The following is a 19795-nucleotide window of genomic DNA, read 5'->3' on the forward strand; positions in this document are numbered from 1 at the left end:
TAAGCGCCGCGAATCTTGAACGAGAACACCGGCTGCAGGTCTTCGCGCTTGAGCAGCACCTGGTTGCCAAGGCGCTCGGAGAGCTGTCGTGCGCCTTGCAGCGGGGTCTCGATGGCGACGTCGTAGACGCGGGACGTGAGGATCTTGCGAACGTAGTGATTGAGCAGATCAGGCTGGCCATGACTCATCGCGTCGTTTCCTTACAGGTCGTTGCTTTGCAAGAAGCGCAGCGGGAAGCTGCAGCAATCGAAGGCGAGGACGCAATGAGGGTGATAGAGCGATAGAGAGTGATCATGTCTGACTCCTGTTGAGCGTTAGGTGGCTCTGGAGGCAGAAAAAAACCCGCCTCCAGGGCGGGTTTTTTTGCAAACGTCGGCTAACCCGCCATGACTGGAATGACGGTAATAATAATCTGGCCGAGGTTTTGCTTGATTGGGTTCATGGTCTGGAGGGTAGGGCGGCCCGGGTAATGAAGTCAAGGTTTGATTGGCGACCCTGTACGACGTTCTGCGTCTGAAGTTCCTGTCGGATTTTTCGTTTATCGAGTGGTATCAACATTTTTGTTTCACATTGGCACTTTAATGTTGATCCCACGGTCAGTTATCTCAGCTTTACTGAACGTGGCAACACGTGAATGACTCAATCAGCCAAGAGGGCGAAAAAATGGATGAATATCAAGAAGAACTGCTCGAATACCGCGCATCGGAACTGGACCCGGTAGAGCCTGCCGACGACGCCACCGAACTGTGAAGGGCGTCAGGCGCTTCGACGCTGGCTGCGGCGGAACTCTCCAGGTGTCTGTCCGTTCCAGCGTTTGAAAGCGCGTTGAAAGGCCTCAGCGGAGGCAAAGCCCAGCAGGTAGGCGATTTCTCCGAATGCCAGTTCGGTGTCGCGAATGTAGGTCATTGCCAAGTCACGGCGTGTGTCATTGAGGACCGCGCGAAAGCGAGTGCCTTCCTCGGCCAGCTTGCGACGCAGTGTCCAGGTCGGCAGTTTCAACCTTGCCGCCACTTCCTCCAGATCCGGTTCCCGCCCACCGCTCAATAGCGGCCCCAGCAATTGCGTGATGCGCTCGCGCAGGCTGCGCGTGCGGGTCAGTTGGTCCAGCTCCTTCTCACACAGTTGCAGCAGATGCCGCCAGGTGCTCGGGCAGTGGTCGGGGTTTCTCAATGCCAGGCTGTCCAGATCCAGACGAAGCTGATTGGTCGTTGCACCGAACGCAATCGGGGTGTCGCTCAATGGCGTGTATTGCCCCGCGTAATCAGGTGCGTCGAACTCGATTTCGATTCGCTGCGCGCGCAATGCATGGCCAGCCAGCGATGACAGTTGGGTGATCCAGCCGCTCAGGATCGAATCCACCACAAAACGGTTGTAGGTGTTGTACGGGTTGATGGAATAGAAGCGCATCCAGGCTCCGCCGGCGTCTTCATGGAAGCCCGACTGGCCTCGATAGTTCGCGCCGTACAGGGCCTCGAAGCGGATCAGGGTGCGGGCTGCCTCGCGCACAGTAGGCGCTTGCGCCGCCGTGACGCCCGCAAGGCCTGCCTGCGCCATTCGACTGAGCTGACCCATGCGCAACCCCAGGCCCGGCTGTCCGGTGAGCTGGATGGCCGCGTGGCCCAGGCGCATATAGCGTGGGATCGACAGCCGGGCGCCTGCTTCGCCCAGACGCACAGCGTCCAAGCCATATTGTTCCAGCAGGACATGGGGATCGTGGCCGAAACTGCTGACCGCGTCGGTCAGGCTCTGAACGAAGCCCACTGAAAGGTCGCCCAGGCGCAGGGTCAGTGTGGGCATCGTTAGAGCCAGACGTTGATCAGGCGTGCGCCAGCCATCGCGCCACTCTGCGCGGGCTCCTCGGCCACGTTTTGCCCGTTATGGCTGACAAAGCTTTGTCCGGAACTACCCTGATTCCAGAACTGCCCACGCATGAACACACTGATACCCGCCCTGGCCGTGCTCGAAGGTTCACGGGTGCTCAGGGTGAGGCGATGCCAGGCTTCGCCCTCGCTGAGGCTGCCAGGCTGTAGGTCGAGCCGTGGCGTCTTGTGCGTGCGAGCGCCGCGCCATGGAGACGACCAGCCCGTCCTGCCTGCCACAAAAGCGGGCACGACAATCAGCTCTGCGCCTTGCTGATTCATGCGCGCATAGCTGTCGGGGTACCAGCTGTCGGTGCCGATCAGAATGCCCAGTCGCCCGGCGGGTGTGTCGATGACATTGAGTGGAGCATCGCCTGCCGGTTTGACGTAGTGCTTTTGATAGGGGTTGGCGAACAGCTGACGCTGCGCAGGACCGAGCGGCTTGCCGTCGGCGCCAAAGGTCACGCTGCTGTTGAACAGGGCACCTGTACCGACCTGCAATTGGCCGTTTTCTACACGTGGGTCCGGCAGCACAATCGAGCCGGCCACGAGCGTCACGCCAAACTCCTTGGCCAGCCCGCCGAACAGCTGTTGGTAATCGTGCGCCATGGCGCGTGACTTCATACGCAGATGGGCATCGTCCATACGCTTTTCACCCTCTGCGCCGAGGGTGGCCTGGATGAACTTGAACGGGTTGCTCCAGGCCAGCCACTTCATCGCCTCGTCGACCGTGGCCGCCTGATAGAACTGGTTCTTTTCACCGCTTGCAAACAGCCAGGTGCCGATATGCTCTGGCATCACGACGATGGTCTTGGCGCTGATCAAACCCTGATCACGCGCCTGTTGCAGGTAGGCTGCCAGCTTGCGATGCAGGTGCTCCAGGTCCTGGTAGTCGGTGGGAAACAATTCGGGTTCGACGCCCAGCAGGTTGCCTTGTTCACCGGGCTGCCCCTCATTGATGGCCAGCCGGATGCGCAGATCCGACAGGTAATGCCCCATCGGGCGCTGTTCGGTCCAGAGCATGTAACTTGCAAGGCTGGCCAGGCTCACCAGGATGAGGCACGTGGCAAAAAATTTACGCATAGGAAGGGCGCAGGGCTGCCATCGGGAAATTGTCGACTAGGGTAGGACTACACTCGGCGCTTGCCAAGGGGCGCTGTGCGTTTGGATCAATAACTTGTCACTTTCGGTCATTGAGTGTGATCGGATGGCTCTTTACTGTTGCGCCATGAACGGGCCTTGAGGCTCGAATGAAGAGGGCACACAGAGGCCCTCGTCTATCCGTGATTGAATCGATGGAGCTTTGCCATGACTGCTGCTCACTATCCGCATCTGCTGGCCCCGCTGGATCTGGGTTTCACCACGTTGCGCAACCGCAGCCTCATGGGCTCCATGCACACCGGTCTGGAAGAGAAACCGGGCGGTTTCGAGCGGATGTCGGCTTATTTCGCCGAGCGTGCGCAGGGTGGCGTGGGCCTGATGGTCACCGGCGGCATCGCGCCGAATGAGGAAGGTGGCGTCTACGAGGGTGCCGCGAAGCTTACAACCCCGGAAGAGGCCGAGCGCCATCGCATCGTGACCCAGGCGGTTCACGAGGCAGGCGGCAAGATCTGCCTGCAGATTCTGCACGCCGGCCGCTATGCCTACAGCCGCAAGCAGGTCGCGCCCAGCGCGATTCAGGCTCCCATCAATCCGTTCAAACCGCATGAGCTGGATGAAGAGGGCATCGAAAAACAGATCAGCGATTTCGTGACCTGCTCCACGCTGGCTCAGCGTGCAGGCTATGACGGCGTCGAGATCATGGGGTCGGAAGGCTACTTCATCAACCAGTTCCTGGCGGCGCATACCAACCACCGCACTGACCGCTGGGGTGGCAGTTACGACAATCGCATGCGTCTGGCCGTCGAGATCGTGACCCGTGTGCGTCAGGCCGTGGGCCCGAACTTCATCATCATCTTCCGCCTGTCCATGCTGGACCTGGTGGAAGGCGGCAGCACCTGGCAGGAAATCGTGCAACTGGCCAAGGCGGTCGAACAGGCGGGTGCGACGCTGATCAACACGGGCATCGGCTGGCATGAAGCGCGGATTCCGACCATCGCCACCAAGGTGCCACGCGCCGCGTTCAGCAAGGTCACGGCCAAACTGCGCGGCTCGGTGAATATTCCCTTGATCACCACCAACCGGATCAATACCCCGGAAGTCGCGGAGCGGATTCTCAGCGAAGGCGACGCCGACATGGTGTCCATGGCCCGCCCGTTTCTGGCCGACCCTGAGTTCGTCAACAAAGCGGCGGCCGGTCGTGCCGAATTGATCAATACCTGCATCGGGTGCAATCAGGCCTGCCTGGATCACACCTTCGGAGGCAAGCTGACCAGCTGTCTGGTCAACCCGCGTGCCTGTCACGAGACCGAGCTCAATTATCTGCCTGCCCGACAGATCAAGAAGATTGCGGTGGTCGGCGCAGGCCCGGCAGGACTGGCGGCGGCCACTGTGGCGGCCGAGCGCGGGCATCAGGTGACGCTGTTCGATTCGGCCAGCGAAATCGGAGGCCAGTTCAACATCGCCAAGCGCGTGCCCGGCAAGGAAGAGTTCTCCGAAACCCTGCGCTACTTTACCCACAAGGTGCAGGACACCGGTGTGCAACTGCGTCTGAACACTCGCGTGACGGCGCAGGATCTTGTCGGTGCAGGCTTTGATGAGGTGATCCTGGCGACCGGCATCGCGCCACGCACCCCCGCCATTCCCGGCATCGACAACCCCAAGGTGCTCAGCTATCTGGACGTCATTCTGCAACGCAAGCCGGTCGGGCACAGTGTGGCGGTGATCGGTGCGGGCGGTATCGGCTTCGACGTGTCGGAGTTTCTGGTGCATCAAGGTGTCGCCACCAGTCTGGACCGCGAGGCGTTCTGGAAGGAGTGGGGCATCGACATCACCCTGGAAGCACGCGGTGGCGTGGCGGGAATCAAGCCCGAGGTCCATGCGCCAGCGCGTCAGGTGTTCCTGTTGCAACGCAAGAGCTCCAAGGTCGGCGACGGTCTGGGCAAAACCACCGGCTGGATTCACCGCACGGGCTTGAAGAACAAACGGGTGCAGATGCTCAATAGCGTCCAGTACCTGAAGATCGACGACGCAGGCCTGCACATCCGTATAGGTGAAGAGGGTGAAGAACAACTGCTGCCGGTGGACAATATCGTGATCTGCGCCGGGCAGGACCCGTTGCGCGAACTGTACGACGATCTGGTCGCGGCGCAGCAGAACGTGCACCTGATTGGCGGCGCGGACGTGGCCGCCGAACTGGATGCCAAACGGGCCATCGATCAGGGCTCGCGACTGGCGGCCGGGCTGTGACATCGCGCACTGAGGGGTAGACTGCGCATCGTTCTGTAAACGGCCTTCATCATGATTTGCGACGCCCTCGACTGGCAGCCTGATGCACCCCTTGAAATCCTCGACTTCGCCTGGTTGCAACAGGCCGGGGTCGAGGTGGCGATTCTGCGTCTGGACCTTATCGACCCGCTGATCAGTGGCAACAAGTGGTTCAAGCTCATCGGCCACCTGACTCAGGCAGCCAGTCGCGGGGCCGCGGGTGCGATCAGCCTGGGTGGGGCACACTCCAATCATCTTCATGCGCTGGCCGCTGCCGGCAAACGCTTCGGCTTTCCGACCGCCGGACTGTTACGCGGTCATCCACAGGAAACGCCGACCGTGCTTGATCTGCAGGCCTATGGCATGCAGTTGCACTGGCTCGGTTACGCCGGTTATCGCGAGCGGCATGCGGCTGACTTCTGGGTGCCGTGGCAGGCGCACTATCCCGATCTTTACCCGATCCCGGAAGGCGGTGGCGGCTTGCCGGGAACGGAAGGCTGCGCTCGGCTATTGACGCTTGTTCGCAGCCAGCTCAGGCAGTGTGGCTGGGACGAGTATCACGGCTGGTGGCTGGCCGCCGGGACCGGCACGACGCTGGGCGGGCTGGTTATCGCCGAGCAGGGAGCCCATCCGGTGTACGGCGCGATGGCGGTGCCGGATGATCATGGCGTGGCGCAGAACGTTACTGCGCTGGTCGGCGTTGATACGTCGGGCTGGCAGTTGCTCGATGCCAGTCGGGGAGCGTTTGCCCGCACCGATCCGGTGTTGCTGGAGTTCCTGGCTCGCAGCGAAACGCAAAGTGGTGTGCCGTTGGAGCCGCTCTATACGGGCAAAGCGTTGCTGGCGCTACACGACGATGTACTGGCTGGCCGCTTCATGCCCGGCACCCGATTGATCTTCGTCCATACCGGTGGGTTGCAGGGGCGGCGTGCTGCTCTGATGTAGCGTTGTGGAAAATACCGCCGGCCCCTTCGCGAGCAAGCTCGCTCCCACTGGCTGAAACCGGTTTCCGTGGTAGTGGACCGGGCGGCGTTCCCGTTGTCCACGAAGACTGACTTTCAGGCGCAACCCTTCGACTGACTACACCGGCCCATTCGCGGACGAGTCCGCTCCCACTGGCTGAAACCGGTTTCCGTGGGAGTGGACCGGGCGGCGTTCCGTTTGTCCACGAAGACTGACTTTCAGGCGCAACCTCTCGGCTGAATGTGCCGGTTCCTTCGCGGACAATCCGCCTTCGATGGCCCCGCCTCTGCCAGAACGAACGCCCGTCCCAGAGCCTTGGCATGAAATCTGTACCGAATATGCCGAGGCGTCGGCCCTGAATACGCGGATGACTTTTCTGGACTGAGGTGTCCGGGTCGCTGTCTCGATAATCGATCCATTCCAGATCATGACGCCGAGGTCAGCATGACAACCACCGCCGCAGAAAACGTTGATCCTGCCACACTGAGAAAAGTCATCGTGGCCGCTGCCATTGGCAATTTTGTCGAGTGGTTCGATTTCGCTGTTTATGGCTTTCTGGCCACCACCATCGCCTTGCAGTTCTTTCCCAGCGGCGACACCAGTGCTGCGCTGTTGAAAACTTTTGCGGTGTTTGCTGTGGCATTCGCCTTCCGGCCTTTGGGCGGGATCTTTTTCGGCATGCTGGGCGACCGCATAGGCCGTAAGCGGACCCTGGCGATGACCATTCTGTTGATGGCGGCGGCGACTACGCTGATCGGGTTGTTGCCCACCTATGCGGCCATTGGTGTCACTGCGCCGATTCTGCTGACCATCATTCGTTGTGCCCAAGGCTTCTCGGCCGGTGGTGAATACGCGGGTGCCTGTGCCTACCTGATGGAGCATGCCCCGCGCACGCAGCGTGCCTGGTATGGCAGCTTCGTCCCGGTGTCGACCTTTTCCGCGTTCGCTGCAGCGGCCGTGGTGGCGTATGCACTCGAGGCCTCGTTGTCTTCAGAAGCCATGGGCAGTTGGGGCTGGCGTCTGCCGTTTCTGATTGCAGCGCCGCTGGGGCTGGTGGGCCTGTACTTGCGCTGGAAGCTGGACGAAACCCCGGCGTTCCAGGCGGTGACTCAGGAGCATGCGGTCGCCCATTCGCCCCTCAAGGAAACACTGCGCAACCACGCAGGTGCTATCTGCTGCCTGGGCGCTTTCGTGTCACTGACCGCGTTGTCGTTTTATATGTTCACCACCTATTTCGCGACCTATCTGCAGGTGGCGGGTGGCTTGAGCCGGGCTTCGGCACTGCTGGTGTCGTTGATCGCCCTGGCGTTTGCCGCCGTCATTTGTCCGCTTGCGGGCGCTTACTCGGACCGCGTAGGCCGGCGCGTGACCATGGCCACGGCCTGCATTCTGTTGATGCTGGTGGTGTTCCCTTCGTTTTTGATGGCCAGTTCCGGCTCGTTCGCAGCGTCTGTGGTCGGTGTGATGCTGCTGGCAGTGGGCGCAGTATTATGTGGCGTGGTGACGGCGGCGTTGCTGTCCGAGACCTTTCCGACGCGCACGCGGTACACGGCGTCGGCGATCACCTACAACATGGCCTACACATTGTTTGGCGGCACAGCGCCGTTGATGGCGACCTGGCTGATCAGTACGACCGGCAGCAACCTGTCACCGGCGTTCTACCTGATCGCCGTAGCGGTAATGGCCATGGTGGGAGGCCTGGCCTTGCCCGAGACCTCGAGGGTTTCGTTGCATGACGTGGCGGCAGCGGACAAAGGCACGGCGGTGGGCTCGGCGCAGACGCACGCATGACGTCTGCACGGGGTATGCAGAGGTCAATAGCGCATTGAAGCCGGGGTAAGCCAGCAGCGACGGGATAAATTACCGATCCCACGCAGTGCTGCGTTTACCCCGCAACGCCTGTGCATAACGCTGAGCCTTGTGCCCGATAATGCCGTGCAGGACGCTCTGCGCCCGTACGGGTGGCTGAACCGCTCAACGAAAACGCAACAAAACGTGGCACTACTGCCCCGAAAAATGGCACATTGGCGCGCCCTGGTACGCGTGACACATCTTGTAATCATCCGTCCGGGGACACCCGAAAACCTTTTACGGATGAATTCCATGGCGACCAGTGCTCAGCCAGGTGCGGCGACGGCCACGACAACTCCACACTCCAGCCCGCTGGTGATGCGCATCATCGGTGCCGTTGCCCTTGCGCACCTGATCAATGACCTGATTCAGGCGATCCTGCCGTCGATCTACCCGATGCTCAAGGCCAGTTATGACCTGAGCTTCACCCAGATCGGCCTGATCACCCTGACGTTTCAGATCACCGCGTCGCTGTTGCAGCCTTGGGTCGGGTATTACACGGACCGTCATCCCAATCCACTGGTATTGCCGGTCGGTTCGATCTGTACCCTGATCGGTATCGTGATGATGTCGATGGTCGGCAGTTTTCCGTTGATCCTGCTCGCCGCCGCACTGATCGGTATCGGTTCGTCCACCTTTCATCCGGAAGCCTCGCGTATTGCGCGGCTGGCCTCGGGCGGGCGTTTCGGCTTGGCGCAATCGACGTTTCAGGTAGGCGGCAACACCGGTTCTGCGCTCGGCCCGTTGCTGGCGGCGGCGATCATCATTCCGTTCGGGCAGGGCAACGTCGCCTGGATTGGTCTGTTCGCGCTGTTTTCCCTGGGCTTGCTCTACGCGATCAGCCGCTGGTATCGCGCGCACTTGAACCTGTTCAAGCTCAAGGCCGGTCAGGCCGCCACCCACGGCCTGTCGAGAAACCGGGTCATCGCCTCGCTGGCAGTGCTGGCGTTCCTGGTGTTTTCCAAGTTCTTCTACATGACCAGCCTGACCAGCTACTTCACGTTTTACCTGATCGAGAAGTTCGACCTCTCGGTGGCCAGCTCGCAGTTGCACTTGTTCCTGTTTCTGGGCGCAGTGGCGGCGGGTACGTTCTTTGGTGGCCCGATTGGCGACAAGATCGGCCGAAAGGCGGTTATCTGGTTCTCGATCCTCGGTGCGGCTCCGTTCACCCTGGCGCTGCCTTACGCCGATCTGTTCTGGACCAGCGTGTTGAGCGTGATCATCGGCTTCGTGCTGGCTTCGGCGTTCTCCGCCATCGTGGTCTACGCCCAGGAATTGGTACCCGGTAACGTTGGCATGATTGCCGGTCTGTTCTTTGGCCTGATGTTCGGCTTCGGCGGCATCGGTGCAGCCTTGCTCGGTCATCTGGCCGACACCCACGGCATCCTGTTTGTCTACAACCTGTGTTCGTACCTGCCGTTGCTCGGCATCTTCGCGATTTTCCTGCCCCGGACCAAATGATGCTCATAGCCACGCTGATCTTCCTGTTCACCATCACACTGGTCATCTGGCAACCCAAGGGGCTCGGCGTCGGCTGGAGTGCAGTGCTCGGGGCGGTCCTCGCGCTGCTGACCGGCGTGGTGCATCTCGGTGATATCGCGGTGGTGTGGGGCATCATCTGGAATGCCACGGCCACCTTCATATCGCTGATCATCATCACGTTATTGCTGGATGAGGCAGGCTTCTTTTCCTGGGCAGCCCTGCACGTGGCGCGCTGGGGCAACGGCAAGGGGCGGCGCCTGTTTGCACTGTTCGTGTTGTTTGGCGCGCTGGTGTCGGCGCTGTTTGCCAACGACGGCGCTGTGCTGATCCTGACACCCATCGTGATCGCGATGATGCTGGCGCTGCGTTTTTCTCCAGCCTCGACCCTGGCGTTCGTCATGGCTGCCGGATTCATTTCCGACACCGCGAGCCTGCCGCTGGTGGTGTCGAATCTGGTGAACATCGTGTCGGCGGACTATTTCAAAATCGGTTTCAACCGCTATGCGGCGGTGATGGTGCCGGTCAACCTGGTCAGCGTCGCGGCCACGCTGGCGGTCCTCATGCTGTATTTCCGTCGTGATATTCCGCGTGACTTCGATCCCGACCAGCTTGAGAAACCGGAGACGGCCATCAAGGATAGGGCGACGTTCATGGCCGGCTGGTGGGTGTTGCTGATTCTGCTGGTGGGCTGTTTCGCCCTTGAGCCCCTGGGCATCCCGATCAGCGCAATTTCCGCGACCTGCGCGGTGCTGTTGCTGGGCATTGCCGCCAAAGGCCACACCATTTCCACGCGCAAGGTCATGAAAGAAGCGCCTTGGCACATCGTCGTGTTTTCGCTGGGCATGTACCTGGTGGTTTATGGTCTGCGCAACGCCGGACTGACGGGTTACCTGGCCAGCCTGCTGGACTGGTTCGCCGGTTATGGCATCTGGGGTGCGGCCATGGGCACAGGGGTGATGACCGCGTTCCTGTCATCGATCATGAACAACATGCCGACGGTCCTGATCGGACTGCTGTCCATCGAGGCCAGCCATGCCACGGGCGCGATTCAGGAAGCGATGATCTACGCCAACGTGATCGGCAGCGACCTGGGACCGAAAATCACGCCAATCGGCAGTCTGGCGACCTTGTTGTGGCTGCACGTGCTGCAACGCAAGGGCATCAACATCGGCTGGGGATACTACTTCAAGGTCGGCATCGTGCTGACCGTGCCGGTGCTATTGATCACGCTGGCGGCGCTGGCACTGCGACTGAGTTGAACGGGTGGCTGGTGTCGGCCAGGTTCGGCCACAGGTCCGACACCAGAAAAAGCCGCTCGGCTTCCTCCCATTCGCCTTGAGGGTTCTCGGTCAGGCGCACCAGCAATTGCGCCGGGGCCAGCGGGTCGAGTTGCGTCAGCCAGTCCTGCAGCTGTCCGTGAGTCCAGGCTTGCCGATAGTGCGCGGGTGCAAGCCAGGCGTGGCGGGGCAGGGGTTGCCAGCGTCCGGTTTCGCTCTGATTCACGAATCTTTTCCAGTCTCGCTGATGCAGCCAGCGACCTTTCAAATGCTGGTGATGGGCTCCGGCAGGCGAATCAGCAGACCCCGGCCACGGATAGAGCAGATACCCGCCCAGCCATAGTTCGGCGTTGAACGCTTCGACGCCCAGGGCCGCAAGCGCCGATTGGCTTTCCGGGCGTGAAGAAATAGGCAACTGATGCTGGCTCAGGTGCGCCAGCTTGCGGTCCAGGCGGTCGTGACAGCCAGGGCCGAGCCATTGCGCGGGGTCGCTGCCATCGCCGTTCTGCGGGCCGAGATACAATTTGATCGCCAGTTCCACATGGTGCACGCCATCGCGATCGCGCAGCAGCATGTCCAGTTCGCCGAGCGTCTGACCGTCCAGCCGGATCGGCAGGTTGGCTGCGATGATCTCGACCCCCGGCGCGTGTTGCACTGCAAACTGCCAGAGCCTTTCGTAATAGCGTCCCAGTCGGCGTGTGGACGCCTGCGCAATCCAGTGCTCCAATTCACTGCTGTTCTGGTCCAGCCTGCGCAGAAAGTCGACCAGGCGCTGCGGTGCGTCGACCCAATCGCTGCCAGCCAGTGGATGACGTTGCGGCCAGGGCGTTGCATCCAGCATGGGCGGCGCCAGAATGACCCACGCGAGGTCGCGCACCTCAGGGTGTCGCAACTGGCGGGGAAGGTCGATAAGGTCGGGGAATAGAGTCATGTACCGAGAATAGCCTGACTTGGGGCTGGCCGGTGATGAGTTCGATCAGGCGTCAGGTTGATATCCCGCGACGCCCGCCCGACGCTTCTTTTTTGTCACGCCCTATCATGTATTTCTATCATGGCCTGTCAACAATCTCCGACCTGACTTGATACGAACTCTTTAATACGACATTGTATTCCTGTCCCCGTGCGCGGCAGGCATCAACGATTCATTGGCGGTAGGCCGATGGAGTGCCGGTATTAACAGTTGAGTGCTGTCAGCCGGTCGGCTGCGAATGAGGGCACTCTTCGCATGGTCAGGATACGGAAGGCCTGGGGTTATATATGAACAGTGAAATGCAGGCCCGTATTAAGTGTCTTCTGGCGCCGGCCGTTGCACTGGCGCAATGCCTGGCGATCGTATGCTGGTTGATTGTCCTGACGGTGACACCTTATATTCATTATGGTGTTCGGGAGTTTGTCCTGACCGTCGGTTTGCTCTTGACCTGTGCCTTCCAATATCGCGCACGGCAGTTCAGGACGTGGCGTCTGGCGGGCAGTCTGTTCGTGATTGTGGTCGCCCTCTGTTTTGCCAGGGCCAGCGAGTTGAACAGCGACATGGGCGTAAACTGGGCATTACCCATTGCTGTGATGATTGTTCTGGGCTCGACATTATTGATGGTGTATACCCGGGATTATCTATTTGTCACGATGCTGTCCTGGCTCATTCTCTCCCCGGCGCAAGGGATTAAACCCGGGGATGTTGCGTATCTGTTCATGAGCTTGTTGTTTGTTGCGTCGACCAGTCTGGGTGTCTTGCTCAATCTCACCTATACCCGAACACTGCGCAATGTCCTGTCATTGGAGAGCAAGTTCCGCGAACAGTCCTTGACCGATTACCTGACGGGTATATTGAATCGCCGCGCGTTGATGGAGGCGCTGGAGTGTCACCTGAAAGCGCGAAGTGCCGGTTACTTCCTGATGCTGGATATTGATAACTTCAAACAGATCAATGACGCGCTCGGGCATGATGCCGGTGATGAAGTGCTGCAGCTCATGGCGTCGTGCCTGGAGCAGACCCAGGGCAGTCTCGCGTATGGACGATTGGGTGGGGAGGAGTTCGGCGTGATTCTGCCGGTCAGTAGCGAAAGCGCGGCCCGGGACTACGTGATTCGTCTGCTGCGTGCAATCAGGCAGGCGGCGGTGAGTCGTCCGTTTACCTGCAGCGCCGGAATGGCTGATATCGACGCAACCTGCAGCAGTTCCCACGTGCTCAAAACCGCTGACATCAATCTGTACCAGGCCAAGGACGCCGGGAAGGATATGGCCTTCTGGAGGGGAGCGCCGCTGGTGGAACCCGCGGCAGACGGTCTTCCGGCCGGGTGCGAATCGCGGCCCCACCGGGTGGCCACGCCCGAGGCCGGGCTTTGAGGCGCGCTGTCTGAGCGCACGTTCGTTTGCTGCTGTGTGGTGCTTTCGCCCATAATCCCCTCTTTGAAGCCGTATCGAACCCGCAGCAGGAGTCTCATGGAGCAATTTCGCAACATCGGCATCATCGGTCGCCTGGGCAGTGTCCAGGTGCTCGATACCGTGCGCCGACTCAAGAGATTTCTGTTGGAGCGTCACCTTCATGTCATCCTCGAAGAGACGATCGCTGAAGTGCTGCCCGGCCATGGCTTGCAAACCTCATCGCGCAAGATGCTCGGTGAAGTGTGCGACATGGTGATCGTGGTAGGTGGCGATGGCAGCCTGCTGGGTGCTGCGCGGGCGCTGGCCAGGCACAACGTACCGGTACTGGGTATCAACCGTGGCAGCCTGGGGTTTCTGACCGACATTCGTCCCGACGAGCTGGAGGTCAAATGCGCCGAGGTGCTGGACGGGCATTATCTGGTTGAAAACCGGTTCCTGCTGCAGGCCGAGGTTCGTCGCCATGGCGAGGCCATCGGGCAGGGCGATGCGCTCAATGACGTGGTGCTGCATCCTGGCAAATCCACGCGCATGATCGAATTCGAGATCTACATCGACGGCCAGTTCGTGTGCAGCCAGAAGGCCGACGGCCTGATTGTCGCCACGCCGACCGGCTCCACCGCCTATGCGCTGTCTGCCGGCGGACCGATCATGCACCCCAAGCTCGATGCCATCGTCATTGTGCCGATGTACCCGCATACCCTGTCCGGCCGGCCTATCGTGGTTGACGGCAACAGCGAGCTCAAGATCGTGGTGTCCAAGGACATGACCATCTACCCGCAGGTCTCCTGCGACGGCCAGAACCACTTCACTTGCGCGCCCGGCGATACCATCACGGTCAGCAAGAAGCCGCAGAAGCTGCGGCTGATTCATCCACTTGACCATAACTACTACGAAGTCTGCCGCACCAAGCTCGGCTGGGGCAGCCGGCTTGGTGCTGGAGGCGACTGATGATCGATCCGGCGCGTGGCTACGATCTGATCGGTGACGTGCATGGGTGTGCTCATACCCTGGAGCATCTGCTGGAGCTTCTCGGCTATCGACGGCAGGCGGGTGTCTGGCGCCACCCCGAGCGCATGGCGATCTTTGTCGGCGACATCATTGACCGCGGGCCTCGTATCCGCGAGTCGTTGCATATCGTGTATGACATGGTTCAGGCCGGCCAGGCCTATTGCATCATGGGCAATCATGAGTTCAACGCGCTGGGCTGGGTCACACCGGCGCTGCCCGAGAGCGGCAACCGGTTCGTGCGTGAGCACACGCCACGCCACGCCAAGCTGATCGGCGAAACGCTGACACAGTTCGAGGAGCACCCGGATGAGTGGAAAGCGTTCGTCGAGTGGTTCTACGAACTGCCGCTATACCTGGATGCCGGGCGTTTCAGAGTGGTGCATGCCTGCTGGGATGCGACCCTGATCGACCCGCTGCGCGGCCTGCATGGCACCGGTTGTATCGACAAGCACTTTGTGCAGGCTTCGGCCGTGCCGGGCAGCTTCGCCAGCAATGTGTTCAACCGTCTGCTGCGCGGCACCGACATGCGCCTGCCGCATGGCCTGACGCTGACCGGCGGCGATGGCCTGACCCGCGCCTTTTTCCGTACCAAGTTCTGGGAGGATGATCCCCAGACGTACGGTGACGTGGTGTTCCAGCCTGACGCCTTGCCCGAGGGCGTGGCCAAGACGCCGCTGTCTACGTCCGAGAAGAACGCGCTGCTGCGTTACGGGGTCGACGAACCCCTGCTGTTCGTCGGGCATTACTGGCGCAGCGGCATCCCCGCACCTATCCGGCCGAACCTGGCCTGTCTGGACTACAGCGCAGTGCTCTACGGCAAACTGGTCGCCTATCGGCTTGATCAGGAAACACAGATCGACCCCGACAAGTTCGTGTGGGTCGATGTACAGCGTCCCGAGGTTTCACGATGAGCCCTGTTGCAGCCCTGCGTTTGCCATTAACCGCTGATTTAAGCGGATTTGTCAGCCTGCTGCACCGCCTGCAGATCCCTCATCGGGTCAGCGAAGAGGTGGGTAAGCAAGTGCTGTGGGTGCCCGATGCTGGCGAGTTGGCCCAGGAGGTGCGCGCCCTGTACGAGCGCTTCCCGGAAGGTGACGAGGCTTTTCAACTGCCCGGTATTGCGCAAGAGACCGTGGCCAGCAACCCCGGTCTGCTCTATCAACTGCGTCGTAGCCCGGTCACCGCGCTGGTGCTGCTGGCGACACTGCTGGTGGCAGGACTGACCCTGCTGGGCGACAACCTGGAAGCCATTCGCTGGCTGACGTTTCTTGATTTTCGCGTGCATGGCGACTATGCGTCGTTCCTGCCGCTGGCCGACAGTCTTGCAGCCGGACAGTGGTGGCGTATCGTGTCGCCGATGCTGATTCACTTCGGCATCCTGCATCTGGCCATGAACGGCCTGTGGTACTGGGAACTGGGGCGGCGGATCGAGATTCGCCAGGGCAGCTGGCATTTGCTGGGCCTGACGCTGCTATTCTCGGCGGTGTCCAATTATGTTCAGTATCTGTCGTCAGGTCCCAGCCTGTTTGGCGGGCTGTCGGGCGTGCTTTACGGGTTGCTCGGTCACTGCTGGATCTTCCAGATGTTGGCGCCCAACCCGGTTTATCGCCTGCCACGCGGCGTGCTGGTGATGATGCTGGTCTGGCTGGCGCTGTGTCTGTCCGGTCTGGTGAGCATGCTCGGTTTCGGCGAAATCGCCAACGGCGCTCACGTCGGTGGCCTGATCATCGGTTGTGTTACCGGCCTGCTGGGTGGTGCGCTCGCGCGCCGCAAGGCCTAAAATTGCCCGCTATTTTCTGGAGTGCGCCATGTCGTCTTTTGTAGAAATGATTGAAAACATCACCCCGGACATCTACGAGAGCCTGAAGCTGGCGGTGGAAATCGGCAAATGGTCAGACGGTCGCAAACTGACCCAGGAACAGCGTGAGCTGTCGCTGCAGGCGTTGATCGCCTGGGAAGCGCAGAACCTGCCTGAAGACCAGCGCACCGGTTACATGGGGCCGCAGGAATGCGCCTCCAAATCGGCACCGGTGCCCAACATCCTGTTCAAGTCGGATGCCATCCATTGATTGAGATTGGACGCGGTGCTGTAAACAAGATGTCCGTGCGCCAGGACGATTCGTCACTGGTGCAATACGCATTTCGCTTGGGCGAGACCGAGATCGCGGTCAACCCGCTGATCGGCAAGACGGTCCGTCTGGAGTTTCTGGGAGCCATTCACTGCAGCCACTGCGGTCGCAAAACCAAGTCCAGCTACAGCCAGGGTTATTGCTACCCCTGCATGCTCAAGCTGGCGCAGTGCGACGTGTGCATCATGAGCCCGGAAAAATGTCATCACGATCAGGGCACCTGCCGTGATCCGGCGTGGGGCGAGCAGTTCTGCATGACGGACCACATCGTCTACCTGGCCAATTCGTCGGGCGTGAAGGTGGGCATCACGCGCTCCACCCAGTTGCCGACCCGCTGGCTGGACCAGGGCGCCAGTCAGGCGCTGCCGATTCTGCGCGTCGCCACACGTCAGCAGTCGGGTTTCGTCGAAGACCTGCTGCGCAGTCAGGTGGCCGACCGGACCAACTGGCGCGCCTTGCTCAAGGGCGATGCCCAGCCGGTGGACCTCAAGGCCATCCGCCAGGAACTGTTCGAGACCTGCGGTGCGGGCCTGCTGGGATTGCAAGAACGATTCGGCCTGCAGGCCATCCAATTACTTCATGACGCCGAGCCAGTCGAGTTTCGCTATCCGGTCGAGGCGTACCCGACCAAGATCGTGAGCTTCAACCTGGACAAGAACCCGATTGCCGAGGGCACGCTGCTGGGGATCAAGGGTCAATACCTGATCTTCGATACGGGCGTGATCAATATTCGCAAATACACGGCCTACCAGCTGGCCGTGCATCAGTAAAAGGATTCCAGCATGCGCACCGAACAACCGACCATGATCTACCTGAAGGATTATCAGGCGCCCGAGTACCTGATCGACGAAACGAACCTGACGTTCGAGCTGTTCGACGATCACTCGCTGGTCCACGCGCAACTGGTGATGCGCCGCAACCCGGCACGCGGTGCCGGTCTGCCGCCACTGGTGCTGGACGGTCAGCACCTGGAGCTGCTTTCGGTGAATCTGGACGACGTCGAACTGACGGCCGCCGATTATCAGTTGACCGAAGATCACCTGACCCTGCACCCCAAGGCAGAGCGGTTTACGGTCGATAGCACGGTGCGCATTCACCCGGAAACCAACACGGCGCTGGAAGGCCTGTACAAGTCCAGCGGCATGTTCTGCACCCAGTGCGAGGCCGAAGGCTTTCGCAAGATCACTTACTACCTCGACCGCCCTGACGTGATGAGCAAATTCACGACCACGGTCAGTGCTGAAAAGCACAGCTTCCCGATTCTGCTATCCAACGGCAATCCGGTGGCCAGTGGCGATGAAGAAGACGGCCGTCACTGGGCGACCTGGGAAGACCCGTTCATGAAACCGGCCTACCTGTTCGCGCTGGTGGCGGGCGATCTGTGGTGTGTCGAGGACACTTTCACCACCCTGAGCGAGCGGGTCGTGACCCTGCGCATCTATGTCGAGCCGGAAAACATCGACAAGTGCCAGCACGCCATGAACAGCCTGAAGAAGTCCATGCGCTGGGACGAGGAGACCTACGGTCGTGAATACGACCTGGATATCTTCATGATCGTCGCCGTCAACGACTTCAACATGGGCGCGATGGAGAACAAAGGTCTCAATATCTTCAACTCCAGTGCCGTGCTGGCCCGTGCCGAAACCGCCACCGATGCTGCGCACCAGCGCGTCGAGGCCATCGTTGCGCATGAATACTTCCACAACTGGTCGGGCAACCGTGTGACCTGCCGTGACTGGTTTCAGCTGTCGCTCAAGGAGGGCTTCACGGTTTACCGGGACGCCGGTTTCTCCGCCGACATGAACTCGGCCACGGTCAAACGCATCCAGGACGTCGCCTTTCTGCGCACTCACCAGTTCGCCGAAGACGCAGGCCCGATGGCCCATGCCGTGCGCCCGGACAGCTTTATCGAGATTTCCAACTTCTACACCCTGACGGTCTATGAGAAGGGATCGGAAGTGGTCGGCATGCTTCACACCCTGCTGGGTGCAGAGGGCTTCCGCAAAGGCAGCGACCTGTATTTCGAGCGTCATGACGGCCAGGCGGTGACCTGCGACGATTTCATCAAGGCCATGGAAGACGCCAACGGCATCGACTTGACCCAGTTCAAGCGCTGGTACAGCCAGGCCGGTACGCCACGTCTGGCGGTCAGCGAGTCCTACGACAGCACGGCGGGCACTTACAGCCTGACGTTCCGCCAGAGCTGCCCGACCACACCGGGCCAGCCGGGCGATCAGAAACAGCCGTTCGTGATTCCGGTCGAACTGGGCCTGCTGGACAGCCAGGGTCGTGACATTGCGCTGCGCCTGTCAGGCGAAGCGGCAGCCAGCAGTACCACGCGGGTGCTGTCGGTGACCGAAGCCGAGCAGACGTTCACATTCGTCGATGTCGCGGAAAAACCGTTGCCTTCGTTGCTGCGCGGCTTCTCGGCGCCAGTCAAACTGAGCTTCCCTTACGACCGCGACCAGCTGATGTTCCTGATGCAGCACGACAGCGATGGCTTCAACCGTTGGGATGCCGGTCAGCAACTGTCCGTGCAGGTGCTTCAGGAAATGATTGGCCAGCATCAGCAAGGTCAGGCGCTGGTCATGGACCCGCGTCTGGTGAAGGCTTTGGGCACCGTGCTGGCTGATGAGCAACTGGATCAGGCGATGGTCGCAGAAATGCTGTCGCTACCGGGCGAAGCTTACCTCACGGAAATCAGCGAAGTGGCCGATGTCGAGGCCATTCACGCGGCGCGCGAGTTTGCCCGTCAGCAACTGGCAGACAGCCTGTTCGACGGCCTGTGGGCGCGTTATCAGGCTAATCGTGACATTTCCAGGGTCATGCCTTACGTTGCCGAAGCCGAGCATTTCGCGCGCCGTGCATTGCAGAACATCGCGCTGTCCTACCTCATGCTCAGCGGCAAGCCAGAAGTGTTGGCCGCGACCATCGACCAGTTCGACACCAGCGACAACATGACCGAACGCCTTACTGCACTGGCGGTGTTGGTCAACTCGCCATTCAGCGAGGAGCGCGACAAGGCGCTGGCCGTGTTCGCGGAGAACTTCAAGGACAACGCGCTGGTCATGGATCAGTGGTTCAGCGTTCAGGCGGGCAGCACTCAGCCGGGCGGTCTGCAGCGCGTCAAGGCGCTGATGCAGCATCCCGCGTTCAACATCAAGAACCCGAACAAGGTTCGGGCGTTGATCGGTGCCTTTGCCGCGCAGAATCTGATTAATTTCCATGCGGCGGACGGTTCCGGCTATCGCTTCCTGGCGGACCTGGTGATTGAGCTGAACGGCTTCAACCCGCAGATCGCGTCTCGCCAACTGGCACCGCTGACCCGCTGGCGCAAATACGACAGCGCGCGTCAGGCGCTGATGAAAGCTGAACTTGAGCGCATCCTCGCTTCCGGCAAGCTGTCGCCAGACGTGTATGAAGTGGTGAGCAAAAGCCTGGCCGAGTAACGGCTGACGTCATGACGGGTGTGATGTCG

General features: G+C 60.7%; 16 protein-coding genes. 12 read left to right on the forward strand and 4 right to left on the reverse strand.

What is annotated here, in order from left to right:
- From BUB69_RS08070 to BUB69_RS08090, 3 genes are all read right to left on the reverse strand, one after another.
- A partial coding sequence (locus tag BUB69_RS08070) for a pyridoxal-phosphate dependent enzyme (RefSeq protein WP_175561685.1) occupies positions 1–167 on the reverse strand: 167 nt, incomplete at its 3' end.
- A gap of 589 nt (positions 168–756) precedes the next feature.
- The gene (locus tag BUB69_RS08085) at positions 757–1797 is read right to left on the reverse strand and encodes an AraC family transcriptional regulator (RefSeq protein WP_073164383.1); all 1041 of its coding nucleotides are present in this window, start codon (positions 1795–1797) and stop codon (positions 757–759) included.
- Positions 1798–1799: 2 nt separating this feature from the next.
- Positions 1800–2942, reverse strand: a complete 1143-nt coding sequence (locus tag BUB69_RS08090; RefSeq protein WP_073164386.1) for a carbon-nitrogen hydrolase family protein — start codon at positions 2940–2942, stop codon at positions 1800–1802.
- A 225-nt stretch (positions 2943–3167) separates the two neighbouring features.
- Between BUB69_RS08090 and BUB69_RS08095 the strand changes: the two genes are divergently transcribed.
- The 5 genes from BUB69_RS08095 to BUB69_RS08115 all read left to right on the forward strand — a co-directional run bounded on the left by BUB69_RS08095 (position 3168) and on the right by BUB69_RS08115 (position 10780).
- A complete protein-coding gene (locus BUB69_RS08095) occupies positions 3168–5207 on the forward strand; it encodes an NADPH-dependent 2,4-dienoyl-CoA reductase (protein ID WP_073164389.1) in 2040 nt (679 codons plus the stop codon).
- Between the two features lie 51 nt (positions 5208–5258).
- A complete protein-coding gene (locus BUB69_RS08100; RefSeq protein WP_073164391.1) occupies positions 5259–6170 on the forward strand; it encodes a 1-aminocyclopropane-1-carboxylate deaminase/D-cysteine desulfhydrase in 912 nt (303 codons plus the stop codon).
- Positions 6171–6632: 462 nt separating this feature from the next.
- Positions 6633–7979 carry an MFS transporter gene (locus BUB69_RS08105; protein ID WP_073164394.1) on the forward strand — a complete coding sequence of 449 codons (1347 nt, stop codon included), beginning with the start codon at positions 6633–6635 and terminating at the stop codon, positions 7977–7979.
- A 312-nt stretch (positions 7980–8291) separates the two neighbouring features.
- Complete coding sequence (locus BUB69_RS08110; RefSeq protein WP_073164397.1) at positions 8292–9500, forward strand: MFS transporter; 1209 nt, start codon at positions 8292–8294, stop codon at positions 9498–9500.
- The gene (locus BUB69_RS08115; protein WP_073164401.1) at positions 9500–10780 is read left to right on the forward strand and encodes an arsenic transporter; all 1281 of its coding nucleotides are present in this window, start codon (positions 9500–9502) and stop codon (positions 10778–10780) included. The genes BUB69_RS08110 and BUB69_RS08115 overlap by 1 nt, the downstream gene beginning before the upstream one ends.
- On the opposite strand, the gene BUB69_RS08120 is transcribed toward BUB69_RS08115, so the two are convergent.
- Positions 10746–11729, reverse strand: a complete 984-nt coding sequence (locus BUB69_RS08120; RefSeq protein WP_073164404.1) for a DUF1853 family protein — start codon at positions 11727–11729, stop codon at positions 10746–10748. The two genes, BUB69_RS08115 and BUB69_RS08120, sit on opposite strands and share 35 nt — an antisense overlap.
- Before the next feature lie 326 nt (positions 11730–12055).
- Between BUB69_RS08120 and BUB69_RS08125 the strand changes: the two genes are divergently transcribed.
- From BUB69_RS08125 to pepN, 7 genes are all read left to right on the forward strand, one after another.
- On the forward strand, positions 12056–13141 hold the full coding sequence (locus BUB69_RS08125; protein ID WP_073164407.1) for a GGDEF domain-containing protein: 1086 nt from the start codon (positions 12056–12058) through the stop codon (positions 13139–13141).
- A gap of 96 nt (positions 13142–13237) precedes the next feature.
- Positions 13238–14128: an NAD(+) kinase gene (locus tag BUB69_RS08130; protein ID WP_024687806.1), complete on the forward strand. Its 891-nt coding sequence runs from the start codon at positions 13238–13240 to the stop codon at positions 14126–14128.
- Complete coding sequence (locus BUB69_RS08135) at positions 14128–15099, forward strand: metallophosphoesterase (protein ID WP_073164410.1); 972 nt, start codon at positions 14128–14130, stop codon at positions 15097–15099. Before BUB69_RS08130 ends, BUB69_RS08135 begins: the two co-directional genes overlap by 1 nt.
- Positions 15096–15968: a rhomboid family intramembrane serine protease gene (locus BUB69_RS08140; protein ID WP_073164415.1), complete on the forward strand. Its 873-nt coding sequence runs from the start codon at positions 15096–15098 to the stop codon at positions 15966–15968. Before BUB69_RS08135 ends, BUB69_RS08140 begins: the two co-directional genes overlap by 4 nt.
- A 28-nt stretch (positions 15969–15996) precedes the next feature.
- Positions 15997–16257 carry a YeaC family protein gene (locus BUB69_RS08145; RefSeq protein ID WP_073164418.1) on the forward strand — a complete coding sequence of 87 codons (261 nt, stop codon included), beginning with the start codon at positions 15997–15999 and terminating at the stop codon, positions 16255–16257.
- Entirely contained in the window at positions 16254–17087 is an 834-nt protein-coding gene (locus BUB69_RS08150; RefSeq protein WP_163032223.1) for a DUF2797 domain-containing protein, read from the forward strand. The genes BUB69_RS08145 and BUB69_RS08150 overlap by 4 nt, the downstream gene beginning before the upstream one ends.
- 12 nt (positions 17088–17099) lie before the next feature.
- Positions 17100–19766 (forward strand): aminopeptidase N, encoded by a 2667-nt coding sequence (gene pepN, locus BUB69_RS08155; RefSeq protein ID WP_073164424.1) that lies wholly within the window; start codon positions 17100–17102, stop codon positions 19764–19766.
- Positions 19767–19795 lie beyond the last annotated feature (29 nt).

The organism is Pseudomonas asturiensis (assembly GCF_900143095.1).
Lineage (GTDB): Bacteria > Pseudomonadota > Gammaproteobacteria > Pseudomonadales > Pseudomonadaceae > Aquipseudomonas > Aquipseudomonas asturiensis.